Here is a 19,291-nt window from a genome sequence, read left to right on the forward strand (position 1 = left end):
CCTCTCTTCAAAGCTTTTCCAACATCATAACGAAAAGCTTCCCAAATGAGAATGGAAGAAAGTGCTAGCCCTTCACCGCCCCAACCGTCATTCCTTGCACCAGCTGCTTCTCTAGCAGCAAATAAACCGTTAGAATCGGAATCAGTGCCATGCTGAGTGCCGCCATTTGCAGCGTGTAGCTGGTCGTCTCCTTGCTGGCAAAATTGGATAAGCCCAGCGGCAGCGTTTTTAATGCGGAATCATTGATTAGCACAAGGGCGAATAAATACTCGTTCCAATTATAAATAAAATTGAGAATAATGACGGTAGCAAGTGCCGGTCTCGTCATTGGAAGAATAATTGACCAGAAAATCCGGAATACGCCGCTGCCATCCATAATAGCCGATTCTTCAATATCCTTCGGGTACCCTTTCATGAATCCGACCAATATATAGATCGTCAAGGACAAATGAAAAGCAACATAAACAAGAATGAGAGACAGATGCGTATTCAGCAGTCCGATTTTGTTCATCGTAATGAAAGTCGGTATGATCGTTGCGTGAATAGGAATGACCATCCCGAGCAAGAAGATGCCGTAGACCAGCTTCTGTCCCTTGAACTCGAACCTCGACAAAAAATAAGAGGTTAATGCAGCGAGCAGAACCGTGGCTACGACCGCTACGAACGTAACAAAGATGCTGTTCCAGAAAAAAGCACCGAGCTTGGCGACCTTCCAGGCCTCTACATAGTTGCTGAATTGCCATGCCTTGGGCCAAGCAATCGGATGTGTCGAATATTCCTGCTCGCTCTTGAACGAATTCATCAGCATCCATAGAATGGGCAGAACATTGAATGCGCCAATAAGCGTAAGAAACGTATAGATAAGAGATTTTTTCCAAGCTGCTGTTTGTACCATACTTGGCCTCCGCTGCTATGTCCTATTATTCTTTTCGATTCGTTACTTTGTTAGCGACATAGATGGTAATCAAGCTGAATGCCAGAATAAAGATCGCCACCGCGCTTCCGTAACCGAATCTTAATGAAGTGAAGGAGTTATTGTACATATAAATCGTCATGACTTCGGTATTATGGGCCGGGCCCCCCGCTGTCATTACATAAATAAGGTCAAATACGCGGAAGCTGTTGCTGAGCGAGAACATAATGGTTACCCAAATTGTATCCTTGATCATAGGCAGCGTCACATAAAGCGTTCGCTTCCATCCGGTAGCCCCATCCATCTCCGCTGCTTCCATTACTTCACCAGAAACGCCTTGCAGCGCCGATAAAAAGATGACCATAAAAAATCCGCAGTTCTGCCAAATATACGTGACGCAAAGCGCGATAATCGCCCAGTTCGGGCTGCCTAGCCAATTCTGCTTCCAAGATTCCAGCCCAATTGCATCTAAGACGCTGTTAATAAAGCCGAACTCCGTATTGTAGAGCATCCCCCAGGTAAGAGACACAATAACGGATGAAATAACGACCGGGAAAAAACCAATGGTCCGAAATAGCTTTACACCCTTAAGAGGCTTATTAAGAAACAGAGCGAGCAGCAAGCCTAACGGAATTTGAAAGGCCAGACTGGCAACCATCATAATGATGTTATTTTTAACGCCGCTCCAAAAAATAGCATCCTTCGCAATCTCAATATAATTGTCCAAGCCGACGAAGGTAGCCGGTGAGAATCCGTCCCAATTCAGAAAAGAATAATAGAACGATATTACGATCGGCAGGACAGCAATGCCAACATAGATGACGAGTGCAGGCAACACCCCTAAATAGATCGCCATCCTTACATTTTTTAACGTATGCACATTGTATCTCCTCCCGCCATGGCAGTCCTAATCCAACCTGCTCTCAAGTACAGTCCCAAATAACCGGCTACGATTTGTTCAGCTTGTTCTGCGCAGCCTGGATTTCCTCCGCTACCTGTGAAGCGTTTTTTTGCTTGGTCAGAATAGATTGCAATCCATTTTGCAGCGATTCATTCACCGCCGTAGCAAGCGTCTGATCAATAATGGTCGTTGTACCTTTGCCATTTAGCTCAACCATCTCTTTCAAATAAGGGCTTTCTTCACTGCTGTTCTTGAGGATAGCAGGAACGATAATGCCATTGGCATGAAGCTCCTCATACATCTCTTGGCTATAGAAGAAGGTTAGAAATTTAAAAGCGGCTGCTTTTTTGGCTGGCTGGTTCTCTAGCTCTTTATTAAGCGCTATGCCGAACTGAAAATTGCCCGAAGAGGCTTGCGGATTACCCTTGCCACCTTCTACTGCTGGGAATAGGGCAATTCCAACGTTAGCTCCATTCTCGTTGTTGATTCTATATTTGGAATCGATCGTAGAGGTCGTCATGCTCATTGCGGCTTTGCCTTGAAGGAAGTAGTTCTGCTCCTGTACGGTATCAATCGTATTCACATCCAGATTGAAGGCTCCCAGATTGTTCAGCTCTTCAATGATGCCGAGCGACTTCACGAAATCAGGATCAGTGAATTGCGCTTCCCCAGCCGCTGCCTTTTCCAAGAAGCCGCTTCCTGCTATCCGATCAGTAATAATGGACATAAAGGAGGATTGCAGAGGCCATCTATCTTTATTGCCGACAACGATCGGCGTAATATTAGCTGCTTTCAATTTTTTGATCAGATCGATAAAGCTGTCGTACGTTGCCGGAAATTCGGTATAGCCGACCTTCGCCAGCAGCTCTTTATTGTAATAAATGACGTCCGCATACGTAAGCTTCGCCGGAACCGCATAGTGCTTGCCATCAATGCTGTAAGAGTCCAGTGCTTCCTGAGGCAGCAGACCTTCCCAATTGCTCAATATTTCATCAATCGGCATGAGGAGCCCGGCGTTTACGTAAGGCTTCAGAGCTGCGCGAGGTTGGAATACCGCTAGATCAGGAAGAGTTCTGCCCGTTGCCTGTGTCTGTAATTTAGTCGGATATTGCGAAGCTGGAACCTCCTCCACTTCAATTCTGATATCCTTATTCTCTTCTTGGAATTGCTCGATTCTCGCTTTGAAAATTTCATTATCGACATTTGGGTTCGTCCAATTATGCATCATCTTCAGCGTAACGGGCTTCTTGGAATTAGACTCCTCATTCCCCTTCTCGCCTGCTTGTCCGCAGCCTGTTAGCGTAACCGCGAGAACAGTCGTTAGAGTCAGGATGACAAGCTTGTTCGAGACATTCGCAAATCGTCTTTCAAACATAGAATCTACTCTCCTTGTTGTCGATTTATACATGTTTTCCGTGTACTCCTTCATGTATGTATTGATTATAAAATCATTATGAAAGCGTTTCCATACTATAAAACTATTATATTATCCTACAAATCTATACTCTTGCACAAAAGCTTGCTATAAAAATAGCCCCAGAGCCGCCTATTAAGAGGAACGGCTTTGGGGACATTGAATAATCATATAATAATAGCCTTTGTCTTATAAAGCGCACCGTTCGATTTCAAACCCCAGATCTTCGATCATCGCGTAATCAGTCGAGATATCTTGGCCTTGAGTCGTTAAGTAATCGCCGACGAAGATTGAATTAGCGGCATAGAGAGCAAGCGGCTGGAGCGTTCGAAGATTAATCTCACGCCCTCCTGCAACGCGTATTTCCTTCGATGGACATAATAGACGGAACAGCACGAGCACCTTCAATGCACGCGTCGCCTGAGTCCGTCCTGCTTGCTCTAACGGTGTGCCCGCAATCGCATTCAAGAAGTTAATCGGTATAGAATCGGCGTCCAGCTCCCGCAGCGCATAAGCCATCTCGACGATCTCCTCATTTGTTTCGCCCATGCCAATGATGACGCCTGAGCAGGGCGACATTCCATAGCTCTTGGATTTCTTGATTGTATCTACTCGCTGTTCATAGCTATGTGTAGTTGTTATAGCTGGAAAATTAGTTTTGCTCGTGTTCAAATTGTGATTATAACGATGCACTCCTGCTGCGGCTAAACGCTGCGCTTGGTCTTCTTTCAATAGACCAAGACATGCACAAATTTTGAGCGGCATCGTCTCTCTTATTTCTTGAACGGCTTCAATCACCTGATTCAATTCTTTGTCAGTGGGACCTTTCCCGGAAGCCACAATACAATAGGTGCCAGCCTGTCTAGCCATTGCCTCATGTGCGCCGGCAAGCAGCGTTTCCTTATCCAACAGAGCATATTTCTCCACGGGCGCGGTAGACACAAGCGATTGCGAGCAGTAGCCGCAATCCTCTGGGCATAACCCGCTCTTCGCATTAATAATCATGTTCAGCTTCACTTTATTGCCGTAATAATGCTTCCTCACTTGAAAAGCAGCCTGCAATAAAGCTAGCAGCTCATCATCCTGTGCCTCAAGAATATGCAAGCCCTCTTCCATCGTTAAGCATTCCATATTCAACGCTTTCTCTGCAAGTCCCATCCACTGGTTCACTATACTCGTTATCATTTTCTTTAAACTCCTCCATGCAACCCTACTATATGTTAACCTATAATTATTAATTTTAGTTAACATATTATCGCAATAGAGATTGTAACAGATAGCAGCTGCTGCTGTAAATAGTTGCCTCAGGTGAATAGCTATGAATGAAAATGAGGCTGTCCCAAATGCAGATCAGCTCACTTGAAGAGACCAGCTAGAGACAGCTCAACAATTAAAGAAATGGCGATGTTAGGGAGGTTATCCCTGCACCGCCACCTCTGTTTTTTGATCTATTCCTGTCTTCCTGGGCTAATTGTGGGCGATCGAAAGCCATCCTGTCTCAAGGCTTACTTTCAGCAAGCCTCGAGACAGAAAACTCCGTAATCCTCGGTTTTTCTTGATTTGTCAGAATACACACTTCGGTTCAATCCTTCTGCGAACCGCTAGCTGTAATTTTTACTTCGATAGTATCGCTTCTTTGCTTCATATCCGTTTTCTTGCTTTGCTAATAAAACAGCCGTTCTCGCCCAGCCGTGCACGTCCACGTATCGTCGTCTTCACTATACTGCCATTTGTCCAGCTTGCTTATACCTTACTGCAGCTTCTTCAATTCTTCATTGTGATACGTGTGCTTATTCATTTCTTAATTTGTGATACGTGCTGTACTCGTTAATTCTTCATTGTGATATGTGTGTACTTCACCACGCCTTCCAGCTGTTGACTTCCCTCGCAAGCATAATGCTCTTCACCGCCCCTGTAGATAATGAACTGATTTTCCATTCAGATTTGCACATTGTGACTGGGCTTGAGTTGATCACTAAGCATATGATCTTCTTTCATTGCAGGAAAGGTAGCGTCAGCATCGTTCTTCCTCTATCTATTCCAATCACGCCTTGAAAAAAGAATAGGCTGACCAAAAAGGCGGACTTCCAAGTTAGAAAAGGAATGTCATGTATAATTTAATGAATCCATTTGCTCTAAATCACTGCGCAGACAGGAAAAAAGGAGCAACAGTGAAGCTATGTTCATTAGTGGAGAAGGTCAGTTTCCGACTACTGAATATAGCTGACGTTATCTCCGATATGCCCCAGATTGTGACTATTATTACGAAAATCGCTTCATAAAATAGACTAAAATCCTCATATGCACCATCTGTAGCGTAAGGGATAGAGCTTCTAGTGGGTTTGGTGGGTTTGGTGGGTTTGGTGGGTTTGGTGGGTTTGGTGGGTTTGGTGGGTTTGGTGGGTTTGGTGGGTTTGGTGGGTTTGGTGGGTTTGGTGGGTTTGGTGGGTTTGGTTTTGGTGGTTTTGAATTTTGGAGGTTTTAGAGCCTAGAGCTTTAAAAGCTTTAAGCCCTTCTACCTATAAAAACATCTGGGAAGGATAGAGTCTGTCCACCTATGTGATGGTCACAACAATATAATACCCGCTAATGCGGAACCGATAATAATAAGCAGCGGATGGGTCTTATATTTCATCATCGCAATGATGGCCCCTACACAGATGGCAGCCGTTACAAGCGTTGACCAAGTAAATAACGCATCCGCGGTGCCCGAGGTTCCAAAATGAATAGCAGCAAAAACAATTAATCCCGTAACGACTGGCTTAAGGCCGTAGAAAAACGCTTTTACCCAGCGATAATGGCGAATTCGGAATAGAATAGAACCAAGCAATACAATAATAATTAAAGAAGGTAAAATAATGCCAACCGTAGCTACGGCCGCCCCAACAAATCCAGCGATCTGATACCCAACCATAGTGGTGGTATTCGTAGCAATAGGCCCTGGGGCCATTCCTGACAACGCAACGATCTCTTGAAACTGTGCAGCTGTCAGCCAGTTTCTGGCCTCTACCTCTCGCTGAATAACTGGAATAACGGCATAGCCCCCTCCGAATGAAAGCAGCCCTACCTTGAAGAAAAACAAAAATAATGTCAGCAGCTCTTGCAAACCCTCACCCCCTGTGAACAAACGACGTACTCTAGATGTAATATTCCACAACCCATGTCTGCTCGTTTGCATGGCTATCTCTTTGCTTTTCCATATGCACCTTCACGCCAAGCAGCATTTTCACTCTTACAAATATAATTCCGGTAAAAAGCCCTGCCATAATCAAGAATGCAGGATTCATATTCGTTGCCAGCAGGAGCACAACGGTTGTTATTGCTGTAATAGCCGTCGTCTTATCAAAGACAGCGGTCTTCGCCATCCGATATGCGGATACGAGAATCAAGGCAATAATAGCCCCTTGTATGCCCTTTAATGCTGCCTCCACCTTGTAGTTGTCAGCGAACTGAGCGTATACGAAGCTGAGAATGAACACAATGCCAAAGGTAGGCAGCGTAATGGCGATGATTGCAACAATCGCACCTAGCAGGCCAGCCAGCCGATATCCGATGAAGGCTGATGCATTAACACCCACTCCTCCGGGTGTAGAGCCTGCCACCGACAGCATCTCCTGCATTTCCTTTTCTTCAATCCACCCGCGCGTTCCAACCACTTCCCGTTCAATTAACGGAATCATAGCGTAGCCTCCACCAAAGGTAGCCGGCCCGATTCGCAGGAAGGTCCAGAATAACTGCAGCAGCAGCTTTGTTTTGTCCATGTTACATATACCTCCATCATTATGCCTGAAAGATTAGTCCTCTCTATTGTAGCATCTTTATTCCATTTTGGCATTAAGTATTGCAAATTAAATCTGGCATCCGCTTTTATCCATAATAATACATTGTCATCCTAATAAGTTAATTCCAATTTGGTTTTAAGTTCATGCATTAGCTCCCTTGTTCATTCCTTCTTTCTTCCCCTTCGCAAAATAAGCTATAATAAACGGACATGACTTTCGTCAACCTTAGTAAATGAAAGGAAGCGATCAGGTGGAAAAACGACCGCATCCTGTCCCGACAACCAAAAGGCTCGTTTACGACCTCGTGTCGAACACAGAGGTTATATCCAAAGCAGAGCTCTTAACACAGCTTACTGCCCTAAGCAGCACCTCCCTATCCCGCTTGCTAGACGAGATGATCGGGGAAGGACTTCTGATCGAATCTGGATTAGGACGATCCAGCGGAGGCAGAAAACCAATTCAGTATCAGATTAATCCGCATTACGGCTATCTATTCGGCCTCGAAATTTCTCGGATGTACTCAACACTTGCCTTGTTCGATATGCAGATGAACGTCAAATCCATCACGCGCTGGCGGATGGATGAGGCGATGAATACAGAGCAATTTCTTGACCATGTGCATGTGAACATCAAGACTTTCCTGAGTGACCACCATATTGCGCCTGACAAAATTATCGGCATTGGCGTAGGCTCTGTCGGTCCGCTGGACAGAGAGAATGGGATGATCCTTAAGCCGCTCTACTTTCTCGCTAATGGCTGGGAGAACGTCCCGATCTGTGAGCTGTTAGAGCAGCGGACGGGCTTCCCGGCAAGATTGGATAATGGCGTTAACATGGCGCTGCTCGGTGAGCACTGGTCGCTGCGGCATCATGATTACGGGCATTTGCTCTATGTACATGTAGGAGCAGGACTGCGGTCGGCACTCATGTCGCATGGACGAATTATTCATGGCTCCAATGATATGGAAGGCGCAATTGGACAGATGATTATTCAAATGGACGGCCCAAGGATACATAATTATGGAAACTATGGTGCGCTTGAGGCATTCGCCTCCGTCCATGCACTTGAGCACAATGCGCGGGCCCATGCCAAAACAGGCCGGCATCATTTGCTTGAGAAATATAATACGACGCCAGAGTATTTGAATTATGAGATTTTATCGCGAGCTTTGGCAGATGGTGATTCCTATGTCACGGAGCTGTTCCAGCAATCGGCCTCCTGCCTTGGCGTAGGTCTGTCTAATATGATCAATATGTTCCATCCGGAGATCATTATATTAGGCGGTGTCCTTATTCATGGCGCCGATTCTTATTACCAGACAGCATCAGCTATTGCTATCAAGAACACCTTCAATTACCCGGAGTACGAGCCTAAGTTCTCCAAGGGCAACTTAAAAGAGGACGCTATCGTGACAGGGTCAGCCATTATGATACGGAATGCCTTTCCGATGTAAATTAATAGTTAAAGACACGTTTTTCGAGCAGCCAGACGATAGAGAGCCCCTGCGTTTTTCAAACACGGGGGTTCTTTTTTACTTTGTTAGTTTGTTGGAGCAACGCGTTAATATATTACAAACGTTGCTAACCGCTGGCGTATAGAAGATGAACAAGATCTCTCTATCCTTAGAAAAGAGGGCTTTGGGGTCCCTTCTCGAAGAGACAGTCCCTATACCGAACATTAAAAAAAGGCCGGCGAGATTTTTCTCGACAGCCTGAACGTAACTACGTTCCGTTAATTTTTATTTTTGTATCTTTTCATGAAAATAATGGATCCAGGTTCCGCTATTTCTTTAGTATTAGTTAATTTAAGCTTCATTTTTTAAAACTAACGGAAACGCTTGCCGCTAATGGATTATTTAAAGGAGCAAAACAACAAATAGAGGAACGCCGTGCCGTTATGGCTTTACTCTTAACGGGACAACTCTGAAACCATCCTGATCATCCATGCACATGCAACATAAGTGCCACAAGAAAGTCAATTATAGCCTTTCAAGGTACACCTTTTTATTCTATAGAGAAAACAGCTTTCTTTACAGCCTGACCGCTTTCCTACCAGCCTGCGTACGCGTATTTTTTCCCTATACCTGTCTATTTATCTTACGAGCACTTTTCTATACCATCGCGACTAATAACCAGCTCTGTAGCTTGCTTAAGCTCGTGAATGACCTACGACTCCAATCTTTTCTCTAGAATCGGACGTACCCATCTCCAATAATAGACAAGCGCAAATGAAAGCATGATCGCGGTTAAGAGAAAGGGCAGTCGATAATTTCCCCCAGTCAGAATCCATCCCGTTAAATAGGTAGCCATGGAAGAGCCTACGCTGCGAAATACCGACCTCATCCCTGCATACAGATTCCGTTCTCGTTCCTTAAAGGCAGACATAAGCTGGCTGTCCACCAGATTAGAGAGCATAGTAGAGCCGCCTCCACGTATTAAGAACACGATAGTGAACAACCAGACAGGCATCACACAGAAAAGAAAAGCAAACAGTACAATATTCACAAAAAATACGGATAGAATAGCTCTATTAGGCCCGAATCTCTCTAAGACGTAAGGTGTCATTAAGGAGCTGATGAACAGGACGAATCCACTAAGGGCGAGCAGCAGCGACACCTGATTATCCATCCACTCCAGCCTGTACTTCACAATGACATTCTGGAAGGAGCCTGTCATAGCGAGCGCACCGCCGAGCAAGGTGATGAGTATTGCACACAGCCATAGCGGGCGAGCAGGGAACCAATTGAATTTCTTCGTCCCTTCCCCCTTGCTGCTGAGCTGGACCACTTCCACCTTCTTCTCTGCCGGAAGCCATAGAGCCCGGAGAATCCCTTGAAACAGCAGAACTGCTCCAGCAATGAGCAGCGGAATCGGGTAACCGGCTGCAGCATTGCTCGGAAGCTGTCCGGCAAGCAGCGTCCCTGCACCTGTGAAGGCAGTGAACACAGCGAACATGAGCGAGAATGCGCGGGTCTCATCTTTGCGGGATACGCAATATTGAAAGAGCAGCTGAACCTCGGTCGTCTCGACCAAGGTTAAACCAATTGAAACCATAATTTGCGCCATATAAAAAAGGGCCAGCTCTTCGCTGATCGCATAAAGCACATTGCCTGCTGCAATAAAAAAAAGACCAGTTACCAAAAGCCGCTTCCGTCCAACTCGGTTAGCAAGCAAGGACACGGGAATAGCGGATGCTCCCATGATTAGAATGCCTGTGGATACTAACGCGCCAATCTCATCCTCCTGCAAACCCTTCGCCAGCAAATGCAGATTAAGAACAAGCGCATACATCCCTATGCCAATGCCATATAGGGCCTCCGTTGCAAGAAATCGACGAACACCAACAGGCAGACGCAATAACTCTTTCATATAAGTCGACATGCTGGTCTCCTTTCCATGAAGCTATCGAGACAAACAGGAAGGGCTCCATGAGGAGCCCTTCGATTATTCCGGCTGCGTTTTTTTCAAATACGCACGCCAGGTAATGCACCATTGTTTCGGATCATCCAGCGACGATTCGTCATTGCGATGCACAGTGCTTCTATGCGGAGCTGTCTTGACGATATCTGGTGTCGTGTAAGCTTCGTTCGAGATATGCTCCAGCGCATGGATATATTCGTCCAGATCCTCCTTGGAATAGGATTCCGTCGGTTCCAGAGTGAAGGGCTGCTTCACTATATACGGATGGTGGGAGGTCCAATAATGGAGCCCAAAATCACACATGCGGCGAGTAATATCCTCGGTCGTTACGCCAGTCTCATCCGTCAGCTGCTTCCAGCTGTAGCGAACCTGCTCCAGACGTCTGCCTTTAATGTAAGGAGCGCTCGCACCGCGAATTTGCAGCACTTTATGATAGAGATAATTATTGTTCAGCACAGCAATTTGCGCTACATCTTTCAGGCCCTCGGCCCCTAGACTCATAATCCATGCATAGGAACGCAGGACAGTCTGGGCAACGCCATGAAAGCTGCGAACTTTGCCGATGCTATCGCTGGACTGATTCGCCAGCACATAGCGGCTGCCATCAAAGTCTACAAGCGGGCCGGGCAAGAAGCGTTTGAGCTCATCCGTAACGCCAAGCGCCCCAGTAGCGGGACCGCCGCACATATGCGGAGCGGCGAAGGTTTTGTGCAGATTGAAGAAGCACATATCGAAGCCTGCTTCTTTGGCTCTCGTAATTCCAAGCAAGCCATTAGCATTCGCTTGGTCATAGAAGCAAATACCTCCTGCTTCATGGACAACATCAGTAAATTCACGGATGCGGTGGTTATAAATGCCCGTATCTTCTGGATTCGCTACAACGAACCCTGCTGTACGCTCACTAATCACACTTTTCAATTTCTCCAGATCCGGGAAGCCATCCTCGTCGGGATGCAGCGTAATGATTTTGTAGCCCTTAACCGCAGCGGTTGCGGCTTGAGAAGGATGGGAGAAGATCGTTGTAATAATTTCATCCCTCTGATCCCCTTCCCCTCGGGAATCATGATACGCACGAACGATAGAGGCCATCGCAAGAAGTGCTTGCGTGCCGCTGCTTGGCTGGAAGGAAAAGGCATCCATCCCCGATATCTCTCTCATCGCAAGATCAAGCTTATGGAAGACCTCCAGCATGCCTTGTACGGAATCCGCATCCTGAAGCGGATGAAGCTCCATCATATTCGGTGTACGAATAAGCATTTCATTAATGCGTGGAATATATTTCATCGTGCAGGTCCCTTGCCCGATCTCTACATTCATATCAGAGCCAAGCGTCTCTTGAGACAGCCTTAAATAATGGCGGAGCACCTTCGCTTGACCAATCTCGGGCAGTGCAGGCGCGGAGCTGCGACGCATAGACGCCGGTATACGTCCAATGCCATCACCAATCGCGGCAGCGATGCCAGCTTCGGCAGTTGGCGGAATGACTCCCCGTTCACCCGGATGATGAAGCTCGAATATAACAGGCTCATCCCATTTGGCTTGATGGAATTGACGAACTTTATGATCTCTGCGAATCCGTTTCATGGCTATTCAATCCTTCCTTGGTTCTGAGTTGATTACGATTGTCGAACAATTGCTTCCAGCGAGTCAGCCAAACGATCCAATTCCTCTTGTGCATGGATTTCGGTCACGCAATAGAGCGCGCACTGCCCCCAGTGCGGATACGAAGTGGATAAATCTTTTCCACCGAAAATTCCTGCCTCAGCCAAGCGGCGATTAATGTCGGCAACCGTAAGTCCTGTATCGTTGAAGTCCACAACAAATTCCTTGAAGAATGCTGTATCACCGAAACGAAGGGCTACACCCGGGATTGCAGCGAGCTTGCTTGCCGCATACTGTGCCTTCTGCATAATCGTCTCGCCAACTTCCTGCATGCCAACAGGCCCGAGCAAGGATAAATAGACACCTGCCGTAATTCCCCATAACGCAGTTTGCGTACCAACCGATTCCTTGCCATTCTCACGGTGAGCGAAGGAGGTCCGCTCATAGGCGACATCGCCAAAGCCGTATTCGCCCTCGACCTCGGTCGGCACGATGCCGAACAATCGTGAAGGATATTCCATGACATAGGTCTCATCATCATGCGTAGCAATAAAGCCGGCTTGACCGCCGCCATAGTTCATATGCATGCCAAGCGGCTGCAGGTCTCCGCACACAATGTCCGCGCCATAGTGGCTTGGCGGCTCGAGCACCCCAAGCGAAATAGGATCAACGCCTACGATAGACACCGCCTGTACCGAATGGGCCAGCTCTGAAATTTCGCGGCCTTGATCCTCGATTATGCCCAAATACCCCGGATTCTCGAAGTAGACAGCAGCCACTTCATCTGAGAGCTTGGCACGAAGATCATTCAAATCCATACGTCCCGTTGCAGGATCAATCTCAACGAAGCGCAGCTCCATAACCGGTGTGCAATAGTTGTTAATGATCATCACTTTGTCTGGATCGACGGAGGTCGGCAGCAAAGCGATCTTGCGGCCCGTAATGCGTCCAGCCATCCGAATCGCAGTCGAAGCAGCCTGTGCCCAGTCAAACGTAGGTACATTGACAACATCCATATCGACCAGCTCTGCCAGAAGGCTCTGATATTCGAATAGCGATTGGAAACGGCCATGGTCCTCATAGGGCTCACCCGCATAGGCCGTTACGAATTCGGAGCGCTGATTAATTTCATCACAAATAGCCGGGATGAAATGTTGCCAGCAGCCTGCACCAAGAAAATTCAGATAGTCTGCACCATGCTTGTTTTTGGCCAGCAGGCCATTGATGTGCCTGCGAAGCTCATGCTCGGTCAACGCGGCAGGAAGGTTCATGTCCCGCTTCAGCTTCAGGCTGTCAGGAATGGCATCATGCAGCTGATCCATCGACGTGAGGCCGATCTCCTTCAGCATGGCATCCCTAACCTCAGGTACAGTGTTCGGTATATACGGATGAGCATAGGTTCTCTTCTCGGACAAGATTAACGCCTCCATTCATAATGGTCAGAATCGGTTATAAGAGAAAGCCAGAAGCAATTCTGGCTTATATATTTCAATAAATCAGGCGATGCCGCCGCCATCGACGACCAGCACCGTGCCGGTTATCCAAGAAGACATGTCACTAGCAAGGAACAGAACGGCATTGGCGATATCGCGCGGTGTTCCAAGCCGCTCAAGCGGGCGTCCGCCTGCGGAGGAGACGAGGAATGCTGCTTCATCCTGCTGCAACTGCTTAGCTTCGTCCCGAAGAAGAGGCGTATCTGTATCACCCGGCGAAACACAGTTCACTCGAATATTCGAGATGCCATGATCAATTGCCATTGCTTTCGTCAAGTTCACAACGCCTGCTTTGGCCGCGCAATAGGATGCTGCGCGATCTCCGCCCTTCAGTCCCCAGCCTGAGCCTGTATTGATAATGCTTCCTCCGCCATTGCGCTCCATGACAGGAACGACGTACTTGGATAGTAAATAAACGCCTTTGAGTGAAACATTAAGAACGAGATCCCAATCCTTTTCCTCAAGCTCTACAACTGTTTTGCGGCGAATAACCCCTGCATTGTTGAACAAAATATCTATTTTTCCATACATAGCATCAATCTCTGAAGTTACCCGTTTGCAATCGGCGGATGAGGTCACATCACAACGATAGAACCTCGCTTTGCCGCCATTATCTATAATGCTAGCTGCCGCAAGCTCACCTTGCTCGACATTAATGTCGAGCAAGAGAGCGTTCGCTCCAAAGCTGGCAAGAAGCTGCGCCGTAGCCAGGCCGATTCCTGAAGCTCCTCCGGTTACAACCGCCACTTTCCCTGTTAGATTCAATAGATCTAATGTATTAAGCATGATCTGTGTCCTCCTTTTGTAAGCTCATCGCTTCCAAGCTCATCTGACGGCTCAAGCGCTCAGGTGCTGCATCCTCTGACAAATAAGGCTTCAATAAAATTCGGAATTGGAATGGCTCTGGCTTAACCGTAGCTTCCGGCGTTTGAACGGGACCGCAGCTATTGCTGCCGAGGCCGTTCTGCCTGTAATCCAGATTCAGCGTAACGAACTCCCGCTTCACCAAATCACTCGCATGCTTCGCTTCCTCCAGATCCTTATCCGTATAACGGCGTGCGCTGAATTCAAGAACTGGCGCACCGGCTGCCAGCAGCCCGATGCCCGAGCCATCTGCAATAGAAACCCACCGGACATCGGTTCGATTGCCGTTCTCTTGCGGATAAATATAAGGCGTGAACAAACCATCTACCGTATTCTCATACACTCCGAACCTTCCTGCTTCCTTACTGTCTGAATAGCTTTCACCCGGACCGCGTCCATACCATTTCACTTTATCTAGATCACCCGGCACCTCCAGCTGGAGACCGATCTTCGGCAGCATAGCCGGCGGTTCGCCGATTGGAGAGCCTTTCACATCAACTGCAATAAGGCCAGAACCAGTAATCGTATAGGACGTCTCACATTGGAAGCCCCAAGCATAGACTGGCGGTGCAATGCGCGAGGTCCAGGTCAATCGAACGGAGCTCTCGTCCAATCTGCTCCACCGGAAATCATCTACCCGCTCGGTAAGTCTATCGAGATGCGCCTTGCGCCAGCCTTCAAGCACGTACATATCGTTGTCGATCGGCGCACGCCAGAAATTAAGACGAGGCCCTGTTTGAAGGAGCTCTTTGCCATTGATCCGCAGCGATGCAATCCCTGGGCGCAATGCATCACAAGCGATACGGAATACGCTGCTTTCGAGTACTAGCTGATGTCCTTCTTCCTTGCAAGCAAGGCTTGGTATAACTGCCAGAGCGGCTCTTGGTAAAGTCTCTTGCTTAGCAGGCGGCTCCATAAGGAACTGCGCCCAAGCAACCTCATGCCCCTGTGCTCCCCAATAGCAATCGGCTGCAAGCGTAAAGCTAATGTTCAGCCAGCCTTCGGCACCTTCCTTAAGCTGTCCGAGGAGTATTTCCTCCACAACCGGTACATACACAACCGCGCTTTCACCCGGCTCAATAACAGGCAGCACCAATGCTCCGCTCTGAATCGTTTTTCCGTCTTTCATTACGCTCCACGCCGCGTGCAAATGATCCAGCGTGATGAAATCGTACCGGTTCGTGATGCGTATCCGATGATTTTCTATATATTCGACCCGAATGGGCTCGATAATTTTCTTATATTCAATTAATCCCGGCGATGGTGTCCGATCCGGACGTACCAGCCCGTCGATTACAAAATTGCTGTTATTAGGAAAATCTCCGTAATCTCCGCCGTAAGCGTAATCCTCACGACCATCCTCCAGCTTGACGCGAATACCGTGATCGATCCATTCCCATACGAAGCCGCCCTGCAATCTGCGGTACGAATCAAATGCATCGAAATAAGGTCTGAGACCACCAGGTCCATTGCCCATGGCATGGGCAAATTCACATAAAATATGCGGCTTTGGATGATCCGTCATTTGTCCGAAGCCAATCATCTTCTCAACCGAAGAGTACATCGTACTTACGACGTCGCATACCTCCGCCTCTCGATCTTCCTCGTAATGAACAAGTCTTGTCGGATCGGCCTCTTTGCACCAAGCATACATAGCCCGGAAGTTGCAGCCAAAGCCAGACTCATTGCCAAGCGACCAGAAAATAACGGAAGGATGGTTCTTGTCCCTGTCTACCATGCGTCTAACGCGATCAACATAAGCCTCCTGCCATGCAGGATCATCGCTAAGCTGAGAGATATTGCCTGTAAGCTGGAAACCATGGGTTTCCAAATCAGTCTCTTCCATTACGTATAAGCCATATACGTCGCAAAGCTCGTAAAACCGTGGATCGTTCGGATAATGGGCCGTTCTTACCGCATTGATGTTATGCTGCTTCATTAATATAATATCTTGGAGCATCGTCGATACGGTTACCGTACGTCCTGTGTCCTGATGATGGTCATGTCTGTTAACGCCCTTGAGCATAATCGCTTTGCCGTTCACAAGAAACTGGCCATCCTTCACCTCTATCTTGCGGAACCCGACTCTTTGAGCAATGGTCTCTACGACCTGCTCATTCTTATCAACAATAGTTAGTGAAAGATGATATAAAGCAGGCGATTCCGCACTCCATAAGAGAGGCTTCGCAACGGGTATTGCGAATGCAAGTGAGGTCTGTCCCGCAATGCCCTGATCCGCAGAAGCGATCCAGTTGCCTTGATCATCTAACAATTGGACATTTAATTTTCCTTGCAGGGCGTCTCCGCCTAGTTCAACCGCTACCTGAAGTGTCGCATCTCGATAATCAGCATCAAGCTCAGTGACAACGGTGAAATCTGCGATACGAGTTGATGAGGGCTCCGATACCAAGTAGACGTCCCTGAATATGCCGCTAAGGTACCACATATCCTGATCTTCCAAATAAGTACCGTCTGACCATTGATAGACCCGAACGGCCATACGATTAATGCCCGGCTTCACATAAGGAGTCAAATCGAACTCTGACGTCAAACGGCTGCCTTGGCTGTAGCCGACGAATTGTCCGTTCACCCATAAATGAAAAGCGCTGTCTACGCCGTCGAACTTCACGGATAATGCTCTGTTCTCCCAATGTGCAGGAATCTCGAACTCTCGTACATAGCTGCCTGTTGGGTTATCATTCGGCACATGCGGCGGATCAACCGGGAACGGATAGTAGAGATCGGTGTAGTGCGGCTTTCCATAACCGCTTAGCTGCCACAGCCCGGGAACTTGAAGCTCATCCCAGCCTGTCACGTCATAATCCTGATGATAAAAGCCCTCCGGCGCATAATTCGGGCTCAGTGCATAATTGAACTTCCAAATACCGTTCAATGACTTGAACCAAGGTGAGCTTCCCCGGTCATAGCTCAATGCCTCGCCTTGATCGGAGAACGGAATGAAATAAGCACGGCTCTTCATCCGATTGCGCTCCAGCACCTCAAGGTTATCCCAATCACGTGTAATCTTTTCGTTATGCATCGTTTCTGCTCCTCTCGTATCTATCTCTATCGCTTCCAGCTGCAGGAAGCTATCCTTTTATACCTGTACTTGCGATTCCTCCGACAATATAACGCTGCGCGAAGAAGAAAATAGCGAGCGGCGGAATAGAGATCAAGCAAGTAATAGCCATGATGGACTGCATATCAACACCAAACATCCCTTTGAATTGTGCGAGTCCTAGCGTAAGCGTATATTTCGACTGATCATTCAAGAAAATCAATGGCCCCAAATAATCATTCCAGCTGTTCATCATATGGAACACGCCTACGAGAATAAGGGAAGGTGCCATCAAAGGTACAATAATTCGGAACAGAATGCCCAGCCTGCTTGCCCCGTCGATCGTTGCCGCTTCATCAAGCTCACGGGGAAGAGTCAGAATGAACTGTCTCAGCAAGAAAATAAAGTAGGCTGAACCGAAAAATGAAGGCACAATAAGCGGTTTAAGCGTGTTGATCCAACCCAAATAGTTGAATTCCATATATTGCGGAATCATCGTTACTTCCCAAGGAATCATCATCGTCGCGAGAACGATCAGGAACAGCGTATCGCGCCCTTTGAATTGGAATCTGGCGAAGCCATAGGCTACAAGCGTACAAGATAGCAGCTGGCCTAGCGTCGACAACACCGTAACGATAACTGTATTTTTCAAAAAGAGATTAAAGGGCTGGATGGTCCAAGCCTCTTTAAAGTTGCTAAACATCCATTCGGAAGGAATCCATTTGGGTGGAAAAAGGTAAAGCTCCGACTGGGACTTCAGCGCCGTCGTGACCGCCCAGAACAGCGGGGCAACAAAGAGCAGCGAGCAGAAGATGAGCAGCGCATATACGACTACTTTTTTCATTCTAGCGCCTCCTACCATTCGACTTCGTTTTCTTAATTGGCTTCCGCTTCATTTCGCCTTCGTAGAACACCCACGCCTCGGACGATTTGAAGACGAGGAACGTCAGGCTAAGAACGATCAGGAACATGAACCATGCATTGGCTGCGGAATAGCCCATTTTGTAATATTTGAACGCGTTCTCGTACATGTACATCGCATAGAAGTAAGTCGCTTTCATTGGGCCGCCTCCAGTAAGGAGGAGTGCCAACGTCAGCTGCTGGAACGCTGCGATTATAGACGTAATCAAATTGAATAGAATCGTTGGAGTAAGCATCGGAATGGTTACGCTTACAAACTGTCTGAGCACGCTCGCGCCATCCATGGATGCTGATTCATATAAATCTTTTGGTATGCCCTTGAGCCCAGCCAAAAAGATAAGCATCATCGAGCCTTGTCCCCATAGGCTTGCAACAACCATAGCTACGAGAGACCAGTTCTTTTCATTCAGCCAATCTGGCCCTGTAATTCCGAAGAGTGATAGAAAATAGTTCAGAATGCCATAATCACCGCTGTACACCCAAGCCCAGATCATCGCCAGCGCAACGCCCGAAATAACCGAAGGCAAATAAAAAGCGGTTCTGAATATCGCGCTTCCGCGCGTCTTCTGATTCAGCAGTATCGCAAGTCCCAAAGCAACTATAATATTCAGAGGAACAAATAAAGCTGCAAATTTCAGTGTAACGCCCAAGGATGTCCAGAATAACGGATCATCTGTGAACATATCCTTGTAATTGCCCAAACCGATAAACTTTACTTGACCAACGATCGGCCAATCAAAAAATGAAATAACCAGCGAGAACAGCAACGGCCCTAAAGTGAATACGAGGAATCCGAAGATCCAAGGGAAAATGAAGAGGTAGGGAGCTACCCCACCCCATTTGCGTTTCCTTTTAGGCTTGAAGCTGACCGCTGGTTCCCCTGCATGCTGCACGTAGGTCTCAGCCATCTCCTAACCTCCTTCT

The 19,291-nt window shown here is 47.5% G+C and carries 14 protein-coding genes; 1 reads left to right on the forward strand and 13 read right to left on the reverse strand.

From position 1 onward, the window contains the following. Positions 1-64: 64 nt before the first annotated feature. The 6 genes from AC50YO_RS14135 to AC50YO_RS14160 all read right to left on the reverse strand — a co-directional run bounded on the left by AC50YO_RS14135 (position 65) and on the right by AC50YO_RS14160 (position 6,989). Positions 65-895, reverse strand: a complete 831-nt coding sequence (locus AC50YO_RS14135) for a carbohydrate ABC transporter permease (protein WP_494847867.1) — start codon at positions 893-895, stop codon at positions 65-67. A 25-nt stretch (positions 896-920) separates the two neighbouring features. Further along, on the reverse strand, positions 921-1,793 hold the full coding sequence (locus AC50YO_RS14140; protein ID WP_494847869.1) for a carbohydrate ABC transporter permease: 873 nt from the start codon (positions 1,791-1,793) through the stop codon (positions 921-923). 67 nt (positions 1,794-1,860) lie between these two features. Continuing rightward, positions 1,861-3,189: an ABC transporter substrate-binding protein gene (locus AC50YO_RS14145; protein WP_494847871.1), complete on the reverse strand. Its 1,329-nt coding sequence runs from the start codon at positions 3,187-3,189 to the stop codon at positions 1,861-1,863. A gap of 228 nt (positions 3,190-3,417) precedes the next feature. Then, complete coding sequence (gene bioB / locus AC50YO_RS14150) at positions 3,418-4,413, reverse strand: biotin synthase BioB (protein ID WP_494847873.1); 996 nt, start codon at positions 4,411-4,413, stop codon at positions 3,418-3,420. Between the two features lie 1,381 nt (positions 4,414-5,794). Beyond that, the gene (locus AC50YO_RS14155; protein WP_494847875.1) at positions 5,795-6,334 is read right to left on the reverse strand and encodes a chromate transporter; all 540 of its coding nucleotides are present in this window, start codon (positions 6,332-6,334) and stop codon (positions 5,795-5,797) included. A 31-nt stretch (positions 6,335-6,365) separates the two neighbouring features. After that, complete coding sequence (locus AC50YO_RS14160) at positions 6,366-6,989, reverse strand: chromate transporter (protein ID WP_494847877.1); 624 nt, start codon at positions 6,987-6,989, stop codon at positions 6,366-6,368. Positions 6,990-7,260: 271 nt separating this feature from the next. Between AC50YO_RS14160 and AC50YO_RS14165 the strand changes: the two genes are divergently transcribed. Then, a complete protein-coding gene (locus AC50YO_RS14165) occupies positions 7,261-8,463 on the forward strand; it encodes an ROK family protein (RefSeq protein WP_494847881.1) in 1,203 nt (400 codons plus the stop codon). A gap of 712 nt (positions 8,464-9,175) precedes the next feature. On the opposite strand, the gene AC50YO_RS14170 is transcribed toward AC50YO_RS14165, so the two are convergent. From AC50YO_RS14170 to AC50YO_RS14200, 7 genes are all read right to left on the reverse strand, one after another. Next, the gene (locus AC50YO_RS14170; RefSeq protein WP_494847883.1) at positions 9,176-10,390 is read right to left on the reverse strand and encodes an MFS transporter; all 1,215 of its coding nucleotides are present in this window, start codon (positions 10,388-10,390) and stop codon (positions 9,176-9,178) included. A 63-nt stretch (positions 10,391-10,453) separates the two neighbouring features. Next, positions 10,454-12,013 carry an aminomethyl-transferring glycine dehydrogenase subunit GcvPB gene (gene gcvPB, locus AC50YO_RS14175; RefSeq protein ID WP_494847886.1) on the reverse strand — a complete coding sequence of 520 codons (1,560 nt, stop codon included), beginning with the start codon at positions 12,011-12,013 and terminating at the stop codon, positions 10,454-10,456. Between the two features lie 32 nt (positions 12,014-12,045). Continuing rightward, positions 12,046-13,461, reverse strand: a complete 1,416-nt coding sequence (gene gcvPA / locus AC50YO_RS14180) for an aminomethyl-transferring glycine dehydrogenase subunit GcvPA (RefSeq protein WP_494847889.1) — start codon at positions 13,459-13,461, stop codon at positions 12,046-12,048. A 66-nt stretch (positions 13,462-13,527) separates the two neighbouring features. Beyond that, the gene (locus AC50YO_RS14185; RefSeq protein ID WP_494847891.1) at positions 13,528-14,310 is read right to left on the reverse strand and encodes an SDR family NAD(P)-dependent oxidoreductase; all 783 of its coding nucleotides are present in this window, start codon (positions 14,308-14,310) and stop codon (positions 13,528-13,530) included. Then, positions 14,303-17,428: a beta-galactosidase subunit alpha gene (ebgA, locus tag AC50YO_RS14190; RefSeq protein WP_494847893.1), complete on the reverse strand. Its 3,126-nt coding sequence runs from the start codon at positions 17,426-17,428 to the stop codon at positions 14,303-14,305. Before ebgA ends, AC50YO_RS14185 begins: the two co-directional genes overlap by 8 nt. A gap of 49 nt (positions 17,429-17,477) precedes the next feature. Then, the gene (locus AC50YO_RS14195) at positions 17,478-18,290 is read right to left on the reverse strand and encodes a carbohydrate ABC transporter permease (RefSeq protein ID WP_494847894.1); all 813 of its coding nucleotides are present in this window, start codon (positions 18,288-18,290) and stop codon (positions 17,478-17,480) included. Between the two features lies 1 nt (position 18,291). Then, positions 18,292-19,275, reverse strand: coding sequence for a carbohydrate ABC transporter permease (locus AC50YO_RS14200; protein ID WP_494847895.1), 984 nt, complete (start codon positions 19,273-19,275; stop codon positions 18,292-18,294). Between the last annotated feature and the right edge of the window lie 16 nt (positions 19,276-19,291).

It is taken from the genome of Paenibacillus sp. J22P59, assembly GCF_059383895.1.